Source organism: Pontibacter beigongshangensis (assembly GCF_014332515.1).
In the GTDB taxonomy this organism is placed as follows: Bacteria; Bacteroidota; Bacteroidia; order Cytophagales; family Hymenobacteraceae; genus Pontibacter; species Pontibacter beigongshangensis.
Window position 1 is genome coordinate 81,200 of sequence record NZ_VFSD01000005.1, and the last position, 12,806, is coordinate 94,005.

The following is a 12,806-nucleotide window of genomic DNA, read 5'->3' on the forward strand; positions in this document are numbered from 1 at the left end:
ATTTCTTCATCTGGTATCATAAACACTGGCACGTTTTAGCGGTTACAGTCGGGGGTCCACAGCCTCACTCTCCATCGCCAGTACTCCAAACACACATTCATGCACACGCCTCAGTGGCTCCTTTCGCACAAACCGCTCCAGAGACTCCAACCCAAGGGCAAACTCCTGCAGGGCCAGTTCCCGTTTCGCCTTCACGTGGCGCTGCTTCAGTCGCTCTAAGTTTCCTGAAAGGTCATATTCAGGACCGTAGATGATGCGCAGGTACTCGCTGCCGCGGCACTTCATGGCAGGCTGTATCAGCCTGTCTTTATGAGTCGGCACAAATTCCAGCGGTTTCACCACCATGCCTTCACCGCCAGCCGCTGTGAGTTCCGTCCACCAGTTTACAGCTGAATGAATGCTTTCCTCGTCCTCCAGGTCCACAAATTTGAGGTTGGTCATCAGCAGATAGCGCTCGTCCTGGTGGCACAAAGCGGCGATCTGCTCCATGTGCCAGGTGTGCGGCTGATCCGCATGCACCTTGCCTTCCGTGGCCAGCACATGGAAAGGGGCAAAGCACATGCCTTCTATACCCTCTGTTTCACTAGTATAATTACGATAGGAGGAGATGTATTTATTGATAGCCTGCGCCCGCTCATTAACAGTCTGAAGCATAGCCGCTACATCCAATCCACGTGACAAAGCCTGCTGCAGTGCTTCTCCCGCCCTTCTCAGGCTATTGGAAGCCGAGGCGCCCACCGCCGCGTATTGGTTGACTATCAAGTCCTTTGCCTTGGAGGACCATGGTAGGAGCTCCCCGTCCAGAATCACCCACTCCGTATCGAAGCGGTCCCAGAAGCCCGCCGCGGTCAAGGCACGGTGCAATACCTCCAGAAAAGCTGTCTCTGTACCAATATTATTAAAGAACCTGCGGCCCGTACGTGTGTAGATCACACCAGGGGCGGCACGCTGCAAGCCAAATCTTTTTACTGCCACCTCTGGCTTTTTACACACAACCGCAATAGCACGGGAGCCCATGTGTTTCTCTTCACAGATCAGGTTCCTCACACCATGCCTGCGGTAGTAGCTAAACACCTCCAGCGGGTGCTCCAGATAGTCTGGCAACTGGCTTGTTTCTGGTGGCGACATGGTAGGAGGTAGATATGCCAGCCACTTTGGGTCGATGGCAAAGCGGCTCATCACCTCCAGAGCCGCCACGGCGTTCTCCTCCCGCACGATTACACGCTTTCCAAGCCCCGTCTCCACAATGTATTTCTCCCGTAACAGGCTGAGATCAAGCATGTCTTCATACGCGTTCTCGTCGGCCCTTATCTCAGATTGAGATTGCACAGGCCGTACTGGCTCACAGTATACCTTGCGGCTGACCACCGACACCGTCTCCCGCTCCGGGTAGCGCAACGCCGTAAGCCTGCCTCCGAACACACAGCCAGTATCTAAGTTGAGCGTATTGTTAAGCCAGTCCAGGACAGGCACGGGCGTGTGGCCATATACCACCGTGGCCTTTCCCCTGTAGTTTCGGGCCCAGTCGTGGCGAACGGGCAAGCCAAACTCATCTATTTCGCCTGTGGTTTCGCCATAGAGGCAGAAGGCTCGCACTGCGGAAGCGGCCCTGCCATGCATCTCCTCCGGCAGCCCCGCGTGTGCCACTACCAGCTTTCCTTCATCCAGCACATAATGCGCGATAAGACCGTCAAGGAAAACCTTAACCTCCTCTCCGAAACCATCAGAGGTGACTGCCAATTGCTGTACGGTTTTGTCCAGCCCATGGTCCAGGCTCACACTCTTTCCCTGCAGGTAACGCAGTAGTTTGTCATCATGGTTGCCCCTGATGCAGATCCCAATACCTGCCTGCACCATGTCCATTACCAGGCGCAGCACCTCCACCGATTTCGGACCGCGGTCCGTCAGGTCCCCCAGGAAAATGGCTTTTCTTCCCATTGGCGCCTGCACGTCATAATGCCCGTCAGGCAGCAAGATAACCTTGTAGCCTAGGCTCGTCATTAGCTCCTCCAACTCATCAAAGCAGCCGTGCACATCCCCAATGATATCAAAGGGGCCTGTCTCTTCCTTCCGGTTATTGAAGAGCGGCTGGCGTACTATGCGCACCTCCTCCTCAGGGTTCACAACATAAGTATAACTGAATCCCTCGCGCTTGATGCTCTTTAGCGTGCGGCGGTACATGTCGTAGTGCTTCTCCAGCACCTGCCCACCGAAATTTCGGTCGGCTCGCAACACGTGGCGCTCGTGCAGCCTCCTTATAGGGGTGTCAAGCACGATAGCGGCTGCCAGTACGTAATTGTCCTTTGCCAGCCGCACCAGTTTCGCCCGGTCGTTCTTATGCAGGTTGAGTGCATCGACTACCGTCAGCTTTCCTCGCTTCAGCCGCTTGGCAGCCAGGAAGTTCAGCACATCAAAGGCATCACTTGTAGCATCCAGGTTGTTCTCGTCATCCGACACCAAGGCACGGCAATAGTCGGAGGAGATGACCTCTGTACCGAGGAAGTATTTCTTAGCGAAGGTACTCTTGCCCGAGCTGCTAGGGCCAACCAGCAATACAAGGGCTAACTCTGGTAATTTTATATCTTTCATGCTGTTACTTTCTTATTGAATACCGCTAGTTGAGAGGGAGCGCCTAATGCTGGCTCCTCCTGCCCCACGGGCTCTATGCATACCTCATACCCGTAGCGCTCACACACCTGCTGGCACCACCTCCGGAACTCCTCCCGCGTCCATTCGAACCGATGGTCCTCGTGGCGGAAAGCCTCCGCCTCCAGCCGTTCGAACACCACGTTGTATTCGGAGTTAGGGGTTGAAAGCACTACAGTGTCCGGTTGGGCATAGCCGAACACCACCTTCTCCATAGCAGGCACCCTTTCCTCGTCCAGGTGCTCGATCACCTCCACCAGGGCCACGGCGCCATAGCCTTTTAACCTTTCGTCCAGGTAAGTGACGGAGCCTTGGAAAATTGAAAGACGTTCACGCAAGGCGGGAGAAGCCTCCTCCAGGTGCAGGTTCTCCCTAGCCTGCTGCAGCTCCGAAAAAGAGACATCCATGCCCGCGATCTTTTGGAACTGGCCATCCTTTAGCAGCAGCTTCAGCAGTTTGCCAGAGCCACAGCCTAGATCAAGCACGTTTTGCGCTCCGCTTTCGCGCAACCGCTCAAAGACCAGGTTCAGGCGCTGCTGGTGCAGGCTCTCCTGCAGCGGGGACTTGTGTCCTTCAGCAGTAACTGCTTCTTCACCTGCCAGGCGCAAAATAGCTTCGTTGGCGATGGCGCGGATGTTGCGAAGGAACCTTCTGGTGATCCAGTCCCGCTCCGGGTGCTGCTCCAGCCAGCCCTGGCCTTTCTGCATCAGGATCTCGATGTCGTTCTGCGAAACGTAGCTGTGGCGGCTGTTGTCGAGCACCGGGATGAGCACATACAGGTGGGAGAGCAGCTCCTGCAGCGTACAGCATTTATGAATTGTCAGATTGATATACTTACTCAGCCCCCAGCCCGGAAAGTCTGAATCCAGTTGAATGGTCTCTATTTCCAGTTCATAGCCAAGCGGGTGGAACAGACGTTCTACTGCTTCGAGTTCTGCATCTACGCGCAGCGACGTGAGCCTGCAGGTGAAGGGCATCTGTGTCTCCGGCAGCTCCGGCTTTGTGTTGCACCTCCCGTTCAGGGCAGACCCGAATGCCTTGGAGATAGCTGTGCTTAGGAACGAATTGGTGGTATAGGGCCTATCGTTCACATACTGGTCCTGCAGCACGTAGTTTCCTTTGCGCACACGCACCAGGTCCACCGGGTTGATGTCGAGCATCAGGCAGGCGGTGCAGCGTTCAATTGTCGCCTCGGTGTAGAAGACATGTGCTTTGCCAGCGGCCAGCTCCACCGACTGTACTTTGTCCGGGTGCTTGTGCAGCAGGTAGCCTAGGTCTGTGGCCGGCGTGTGGGTAGTGGTAATTTCTACTATCATGATTTGTTTTCTTCTTCAGCTATGCACAAAATTCAATATAGTTTTTTTGCCTGAGACACCCATAGCTTTTCAGCCAAAGGCATCCGCAGGTAAAAAATGAACAGGGCGACAGGCGGCAAGCGACGCTGCTCTACCAACTGAGCTACACCCTAATGTGTCTTTTTAGTTAGGGTGACGGGACTCGAACCCGCGACCTGCCGATTAGGAGTCGAAGTAACGCTTGTCTACGGCACCTGTTCCAATAGCATAGAGGCGACAGACGAATGGAGCTGTGATTTGCGTGACAGGCGAAGTAACTCCAATCTACGGCACTCTAATTTATAAGTGGGCGACAGGCAACAGGAGACTATACCTGTTACAGGCGTTGCTCTACCAGCTGAGCTACCATGCCCTTGGGCACAGGCAGGAATCGAACCTGCGGCACACGAAGTAACTCCTGTTTACGGCACCACTGTGTTATGTATTACTTAGTAACTGCTGTTGCACACAAAGTATCAATAGCAGGAAATGCCCCCTTTAAAGGGTGTAAGGAGAATAACACAGGCATTTTAGAAATTTCAATAAATTATACGCAGGTGTAAATCATCCACTAGGTTGTGTTGACAATTAAAGTAAAAGCGTCATAGCTGCAGCTACATGCACAAATGCTAGGTAAGAAGCAGCTGTTTTATCGTATCGAGTAGCGATGCGTCTGTAATGTTTGATTCTGTTGAAGAAGCGCTCGATTTTGTTTCTGTCCTTGTAGAGGTTCTCGTCAATCAAACGAGGCTCTTTGGCCTTGGCTCTGGAAGGAATAACGACCTCAGCGCCACGCGCAGCGATGCCTTGAGCGAAGCATTTGCTGTCATAGCCTTTGTCTGCCACGACTGCCCCAGGGTTGTCTTCTGCTAATAAGGCATCTGCCTGCTGGTGGTCGGACTGCTGCCCCACTGAGAGCACAAACCGGCGAGGGTTGCCCAGGGCATCGCAGCAGGCGTGTACCTTGGTGCTGAAGCCACCGCGGCTGCGGCCTAAGGACTCTGCCGCTGCCGTTGTTTTTTTTGCCCTGCCGCGTGCTGGTGCGCTCGGACGGTGGTCGAGTCGAGCAGGAGCCAATCCAAGTCCGGTTCCTGCAGGGCCTCAAAGACCTGCTGCCATACGCCTTTGCGGGCCCAGCGGCGGAAGCGTTGGTAGACCGAGTTCCAGGGGCCGAAGCGTTCGGGCAGGTCGCGCCAGGGCGCTCCGCTGCGGGCAATCCAGAGCACGGCGTTGATAAACTGGCGGTTGTCTCTGGCCGTACGGCCCACATCAGTGGATTTGCCCGGCAATAAATCACTGATACGATGCCAGGCCTGGTCGCTGATTTCGTAGCGTCGCATAAGCTTTTTAAGCTATAAACAAGTACCGCCGTAATTCATTCAGTAATTGTCAACACAACCTAGTCCCCTTCAAAAGCGGACACAAAACTTCCTGTGTAATTTGTTCAGTAAAATGAGCAGGCGACTGGCGGCCGGAGACTTATAATTGTACTCGCTGGCGTGTTGCCCTTTCACTATTTCCACTTCCGGTAGAAGCGGAAAGCAGGACTCGAACCTGCAATTCCAGCACCCTGACGAAGTAACTCCTGCCTACGGCACCGCTCATTTATAACCCAAGTAATTAGGCAGGAGGGCGAAATCCGGCCCGTGACAACGCTGCTGGCAGCGTGCAGGATTTGAACCTGCTCGTCTTTAGAAGACTTCACCGAAGTAACACGTACCTACGGCACCTCCTGCTTGTTTATAGTTCTACTTTTTCGATAGCGTCCAGGGCTGCGCCTCCGTTCTCTATCGCCTCCAGCACATCGAACACCTTATCGCTCCAGCCCCCGATCAGGAACGCGTCTTCCTGCACCAGGTTGAGCGGTGAGCTGCCATAACCGGCTAAGTCGAAGAGGTATAGGCGCGCGTTAGGTGCGATGGCCTTGTACTTCTTCCACTCCTGTGTCAGGCTGTGGTTATAGCCTGTGTTATCCCAGAGTTGGCAGTCCGTAAAGAGCATGACCTTGTCTGCCTGCACACGGCGGTTTATCAGGTCACGTATGACCAGGTAACTATTGGTGGCGTAGCCTACTTCCCCTTCGCGGCGGTAGAACTCCTGAACGTTGGCCAGCACCTGCTTATGTGGCAGGTTGATCACATTCCATCTGTCGCCGAACATACCTGTAATCACATGCTGACAGCGGTGCTGCAACAGCATGCCCAGCATCAGCCCGATGTCGTAGTTCAGAATCTTGCTTCTCTCGGAGATAGGGCGCTGCATAGAGCCTGAAACGTCGCAGGCTACTACCACGCGCACCTCTTCACCGAAGCCCTTCATGTTCCGCACACTCACCTGCACCGCCTTCTCCAGCGCATCCAGCACCCTGGCGGTATACCCGGATTTAAGGGGAAGCAATTCGCGGTAGGCAGCCAGGTAACGGAACGGCAGCTGCTTTGCCTGCTGCACGGCACGAGCATCCGACAGGAGTGCGCATACCTGCTTCATGTGACCAGCAGATACTTCTGCCAGAATAATGTTGCGCAGGTTACGCAGCAGCGCCATATAGCCCAGCCGGCCGCTCTCGATCAACTTTTCCCATTTCGCCCGCATGGCGGCGGCTTTCGCCTCTTCACTTTCGAATGGCTGCTGCCCCACGGCCGACAGCTCTGTCTCCCAGGTATAGGGCGTAGCGAGCGTGTCAGCGGCTATTTTATCGAATAGTGCTTTCTGTGTTTCGTCTTTGGACTTCGGGTGCACCAGGAACAGCGCATCGCGCAGCTTTACGTCGGTGGCTCGGTTGTACTTGGCGAATTGGTATTCGTCGAAGTTGTTGAAGGCCATGGCCAGTCCTTTCTGCAGCTGCTTGGAGAGGCGCCCCAGCTTTTTAGTGCCGGTGCGCCCGTTGCTCACGCTGTAGTAGGCAAGGAGCTCCGTAATTTCGTCGGCACGCTGCACCACACGGGAAACCGTTCGGCTCACCAGGTCATCGCCGGCGTGCAGCTTAGCCAGTTCTACCAGCAACACCAACGGCACGCTGCGCAGGTGCATCTGCGTGCGGGTATACACTGCCAGCTTTGCCACAAACAGCGGTTCGTTCTGGGCGATCAGCTCCCGGATGCGCTCCAGTCGCTTGTTGCCGCTCTCATAGAATTTGTCGCTGAGCGATGCCGTAACAACAGCTGCATACAGCTCTGCGGCTGGCCCCATGTTCCAAGCCAGCGCCCCTTCGTGGTTCATGGTTTGGTGCTTTTTAGAGGAGAGAATGTTGAACTTCATGGCCTTTTTCTTTTATGATAGACCAAAGTTCAGGGGCTGGTGCGCAGTCTTTTTGCGCAGGTAAGATTTTTTTAGTTTATATATGTACTAAAATTATCTAATGCTAATTCTATAATTAATGTGTTTAAAAACCTAAAGGAGAACCCATTCTTTTTTTATGTCCTCAAACTCCTGAGTGTTGCAGCAAGCTGTCTGCCAATTAGTAACTACTTGAGGGAGCGGTAAATTTTCTTGATTGTAATGCTTCTGTAGCTTTGCAGCTAAACGTGCTCCATACTTCCTAAAGAGTAATTTTCTTTCTGAGCTTTCATCTACAGAGGCGTTTCCTAGGTCAGTTTCCACTAGTAAATGTTCAAGGCCTAAAAGCAAATCAGATAGAATTCCCCCGTTTAGTATTTGAGGATAATTATCTAAAATATTACTCATTATCTCTAGTGAAATAGTTAAGGTATTAGTAATACGCCACTTGATTTGATGACTTACTACACTCAGAGGCTTTATCATCTCAGCATTAGTAAAGTAACCAAGCTTATAAAATTCAACTATGCTTAAGGTAGCTTCTGCAGCATCATTAAAGAGACGATTTTGCTTGGATGCAAATGATTTTTCAATGTCATTGATTAAACTTTCCTTGTCTTTATCAAAGAAAGCAGTATATGCTGTTTTTGCTAATAAGTTAGAAACTTGATGATGTTGTAAGTCATCAATAAACTGGGCTAAGTTAACTTGACTTTCACTATTAATAAGTGATTTGTGGTATAGTTTAATTATAGTCGCAATGAGGGTATTAATATGTTCGAACCTATCGACAAATTCTTCATATATTGAGAAAAAAGGGTTCGTATCTTCTTTTTTAAGATAGCTCTTATCACACTCCCACCATTCGATGATTTTATTATATAGACTTATGACCTCTTCATCAGTCCATTGTAATTCTGTAGTAGATAAGCCTCTTCTAAATTCCTCTAAGATCTGAATATATCCATGAGTAATAGTAATACCTTTACCTTTTTTAGACTCTGTGTTTTCTAATGGGAATGGATGATTTAAGAGGTAATTTTTAATGATATTTTTTAAATTGATGTTTTTAGGATGGGGGAAATGTAGGTAGGCTGATACGTAAAAAGGCGAGTCACTTGGAAGTTCAGACTCTACATCTTTAAACATCCATAAAGCTTTACCAAAAGATTTTGACTGATTTTTATCAAGCAACTTAAACTCATTTAGCTTACCTAATCTGAGTAGGGCTATTTTCCTTTTAAAACCTATTTGCGAAGTTTCTATCAACAAGGAATTAATGATATCTTTATTTATTCTGACTTTGCTTGAATCGATTTCTCCACTAGCAAAATTTATATAATAAAAAGGTTCAGGGAATCCTATAATATCTTGATCCAGAAGTGGAAAATCTAATAATGAAACAAGTATACTAGCCTGTAATTCAGATGAGCTTGAGGCTAGCACCCTTTTCAGCAAATTAGGTATTCCTGTTAAATTTCTTTTCTGGTTTGATAGATAAAGTTGCTTTAAAAATTCAAGAATTTTAATCTTACTTTGATCGGAGCATCTAACGGTAAGACGTGATAATATCTCTGGTATTGAAGAAGATAAATTGAAAAGTTGCTTTTGTTGTATTTGATGATAAGCCGTGATATAATGATCTATTAATTCGTCAGCTTCTCCTGTATTCATCTTGAACACAAATAGCCGTGTGAAAATATTATCAACAACCTTGGCATCGCCTAGCCTTAATAAAACAACTAGTGCCCAGTTTGGGGAATGTGAAGATATTCTCTTAGCTGCAGCCTCTGCTGTTTTCTTCTCGTAAGTAACATTCGATATTTTAAAGGGAATGCCTGCTTCTTCTACAAAGCGTAAAAAAGAGTAAGCTATAAAAGTATCGTTTTCATTGTTGGCAAGGTTATAAGTAGTAGTTGTTCTGCCGATATCAAAAGTGCTCTGTCTATACTGTTCAGGTTTATCTATAGGTTCCCGGTCTAGCTTTATCCGAAAAAGTTTAAATTCGTTCCAAGGATCACATTTATACTGAACAAGATCACTTAAACGTTCTTGATTTAACTTTTTAGCTTCTTCATTTTCAGATTTATATTCAGTGGAAGCAAATCTGAGGCTGGATCTAATGTTTTTTAGTAATACAATTACATATGCTTCTTGAGAAACCCAAGTATAATCATTCGAAACAGGTGAAAGATTTAAACGAGCTCTAATAAAAGTGAGAGCGGTTTCTAAAAGCTTTTCTGCTTCCTCTCCTTTACCTATCTCACCGAGTAAAGCTGCACGTTTTGCCTCCCAGTAGGGTAAGGATATGTTATGAGGCCACTCAGCTAGTTTTCGTTGCAATGCAGAAACATCTAATTGGAATAGCTCAAACAGCGATTGTTCGTAGTAAAATTTAGCTATTTGTTCTGGAGAAAAATGTTGAAAATATTCCTTAAGTATTTGAGTTGTGTTGTGCCATCTATCCTTAAAGTTTTCTTCACGGTAGAAACGAAGTAATGAAAGTTGTAAATCCAGCCATTTATATTTTATGCTATTCCAAATTACGTTTTCCTTACTAGAAGTATTTTTATCTATAGTGATTTCATCTTGTTGTGGATCATACTTATGAAGAATCCTTTCAATTGTAGGAACTAAATCATCAAAGAGTGGACATAAACATCTTTCAAGGCGCCAGTTCAATTCATAACAAAAATTAATATCTGTAAGAGTGTCTACCTTTTCTAAATCGCTTAATCTATTGATGTGACTTTCTGTAGATCTCCACAACACCTCCCTTTGTTCTTCAGGTAGAATTAACCAATTAGGGTATTTTAGCCTATCGCTTTCCCATTCTTCAATAATTGCTGAAAAATCAAAGTCATCAGAAAAGCTTGAAATAAGCCTTTTATTACCTGGCCATTCAAGATTATTACCTTTTTTTTTCTCAGATTTAAGAAAATTTAAAAATAGAGATAGTGCCTTACCATGGTTACCTTCTGTCTCTTTACAAAGAGCTAAATCAACCAGTACAATATTTTTAGACTCTAAAAGTTTTTTCTGAGCATCGGATAAACCTAATAAACCTACCAAATAGATTTTAGGAGAATTTTCTTTACCTAAATTATCATTGATCCATCCTATCCATTGTAAAAAATTAGGATCATCGCCTGAGAATCCAAGTAAACAGAGTGTATTTTCTAATAATGACTGTTGTACTGTATTGACAAAAGGAGCAAAAAATTTGGGGTAAGTACGATAATCTTCTTCTGTGACAATCAAGGGGCGTTCATAAGGGAAGCTTCCATGTAGTTTAATAATTCTTGGTTTTTTTGAATAAATAAGATCTTGTTTATTAACAACTACATCAAAGCGCTGGTTAATTACATTTACACTGGCTCGCTCTAGGAGAGTGTCGTAATTAGTTGTGAAAATATCTGTCCAAGGTAATTCTAGTAATTGAATATGTAAAGTTGAGGGTTCATACTCTTTGTCAGGAATATAATCCTTCATGATCTGATCTAGAACAGGTCGCCCAAAGGCAGCCTGTACTTCATTCGCCAATTTCATTACATTTAAGTAATGTTTATCAACACTCGGTTTACAACCATATATCTTCTCATAAAAAATATCACCTAATTGGTTCCAATTCGGAATATCTCGTTTAGTAGGGTCACTTTTCAATCCATTTTTGCTAAATCCCGCTCCTACCATCACAGCAGCATGACCTGACCATAACCTTTGTGCTATTTCTAGTAGATAACTTCTAATTTCAATAGGTATATTTTCTACTGGTATATCAGTCATATTAATTTAGTAATTGAAGGTATTTATTGAGCATCGTAAACATTGGAAACAATATATATTAAAGGTAATATTTATTGTTTGTATCAAAAACTATAGGAAAACTTATTGTATATAGTACTGCTAAAATTCTCGCTCCATCAGCAACTTATTAGGGGTTCAATATCAGGCTCCTGAGCCAGGGTCAAGGCCTTATTCATTTTTCAGTTTTATTGATCTATTCCACATAGATTATCAATATCTTCTAAATCAAAAGCCCCTACCTTACTATGGCAGGGGCTTTTTTACAATGATTTATGTACCCTAATCCTTCCCCATATACTTCTCATCTCCGCACATGCGGACGATCTTCGGAGTGAAGGTGCCCACCACATCCACCAGCTCTTTTTGGGAGTTCATCACCTGCCGGATGTCCTTGTAAACCATAGGCGACTCATCCAATCCTGATCCGATCACTTCCACGCCCGCTTCTTGCAAATACCGCTGCACCTGTGGCAGCGAAAGCATCTGTTTGGCCTTTGTGCGGGACATGACTCTTCCTGCACCGTGCGAAGCAGAGCTTAAGGAGCTTACGTCTCCTTTGCCGCGCACAATAAAGCCTGGTGTGGCCATAGAGCCAGGTATAATACCTAGTACACCTTTGCCTGCAGGCGTTGCTCCCTTACGATGCACAATCACGTCGTTGCCCTTGGCATCTTTTTCTTTCCAAGCGAAGTTGTGGTGGTTCTCCACCACCGCGATCGGCTGCTCACCCAGCGCAATGGCCAGGCGCTCGTGTATCTGGTGGTGGCAGGCGGAGGCATAGTCGCCGGCAAGGTTCATTGCCAGCCAGTACTCGTGCCCTTCCTGCGTGTTCAGGTCCAGCCAGGCCAGGTGATTTGCCTCCTGTGGCAGCCGGCAATTCGCCATCGCCACTTTGGTATAGTGCCCGGCAATGCTGGCGCCTAGTCCGCGGGAACCGGAGTGGGAGAGTACGGCCAGGTAATTCCCTACCGGCAGACCGAACTCATTTTCCGCATCGTGCAGCTCCACTGTCCCAAACTCCACAAAGTGATTGCCGCCGCCCGAGGAACCTAGTTGGCTGTAAGCGCGATCCCGCAGGTTCTTCACGATCTCAATATAGGAGAACTCAGGCCGGTCCATAATCGCATGGTCCTTTGGCTTTTTAAAAGTAGCTGTGCCAAAGCGCGTGTTGTCCAGCAGCAGGCGTTTCATCTGCTCTGCCTGCTTTTTCAGGATATCCGGCTGCATGGCATACACGCTCATGCTCATGCGGCACCCGATGTCTACTCCCACGGCATAAGGGATCACGGTATTTTGTGTTGCCAGCACACCACCGATCGGCAGGCCATAGCCCTGGTGGGCATCCGGCATCAGCGCGCCCGCAACCGTGACAGGCAGGCGCATGGCAACGTCCATCTGGTTTAATGCCCCGGCTTCTATGCCTTCCGCACCATAAATCTTGTAGGCTTTCCCCTCAGAAAGGAGCGGAATGGTCTCGTCCTCTTTTGGAGGCAAAAGGACCTCTGCCAATGGTGCCAGGTGCTCGTGGTCCTGGTAATCGGATGGAGTGGCCAGCACCTTCGCCAGCAAGGCCAGCTGCTCTTCTGGTGCTACATGCTTGTAAGTGATATCCATTATAGCCAGGGCTATGCCTATTGCTTTGCCCGGTGCGTAACCGATGCCTTTGAGTTCTTTTCCTGAAAGTTTATGTGTCGTCATCTTTCTTGTTCATAGTAATGCGACAAAGAAAAAGGGCTAGTCCGC

General features: G+C 48.0%; 6 protein-coding genes. All 6 read right to left on the bottom strand.

Annotated features, from left to right (window positions below):
- Positions 1 to 42 precede the first annotated feature (42 nt).
- The 6 genes from FJM74_RS06320 to FJM74_RS06345 all read right to left on the bottom strand — a co-directional run bounded on the left by FJM74_RS06320 (position 43) and on the right by FJM74_RS06345 (position 12,761).
- The gene (locus FJM74_RS06320) at positions 43 to 2,589 is read right to left on the bottom strand and encodes a polynucleotide kinase-phosphatase (RefSeq protein WP_187261731.1); all 2,547 of its coding nucleotides are present in this window, start codon (positions 2,587 to 2,589) and stop codon (positions 43 to 45) included.
- The gene (locus FJM74_RS06325; protein ID WP_187261732.1) at positions 2,586 to 3,962 is read right to left on the bottom strand and encodes a 3' terminal RNA ribose 2'-O-methyltransferase Hen1; all 1,377 of its coding nucleotides are present in this window, start codon (positions 3,960 to 3,962) and stop codon (positions 2,586 to 2,588) included. Before FJM74_RS06325 ends, FJM74_RS06320 begins: the two co-directional genes overlap by 4 nt.
- A gap of 606 nt (positions 3,963 to 4,568) precedes the next feature.
- Positions 4,569 to 5,320 (bottom strand): IS5 family transposase gene (locus FJM74_RS06330; protein WP_206684007.1). Its coding sequence is split into 2 segments (ribosomal slippage): positions 4,569 to 4,979 and positions 4,982 to 5,320, totalling 750 coding nucleotides; the frame shifts between segments, so codons are not numbered across the junction.
- A gap of 400 nt (positions 5,321 to 5,720) precedes the next feature.
- Entirely contained in the window at positions 5,721 to 7,238 is a 1,518-nt protein-coding gene (locus FJM74_RS06335; RefSeq protein WP_187261734.1) for a TROVE domain-containing protein, read from the bottom strand.
- Between the two features lie 132 nt (positions 7,239 to 7,370).
- A complete protein-coding gene (dsr2, locus tag FJM74_RS06340) occupies positions 7,371 to 11,042 on the bottom strand; it encodes an anti-phage defense-associated sirtuin Dsr2 (RefSeq protein WP_187261735.1) in 3,672 nt (1,223 codons plus the stop codon).
- Between the two features lie 300 nt (positions 11,043 to 11,342).
- The gene (locus tag FJM74_RS06345) at positions 11,343 to 12,761 is read right to left on the bottom strand and encodes an RtcB family protein (protein WP_187261736.1); all 1,419 of its coding nucleotides are present in this window, start codon (positions 12,759 to 12,761) and stop codon (positions 11,343 to 11,345) included.
- Between the last annotated feature and the right edge of the window lie 45 nt (positions 12,762 to 12,806).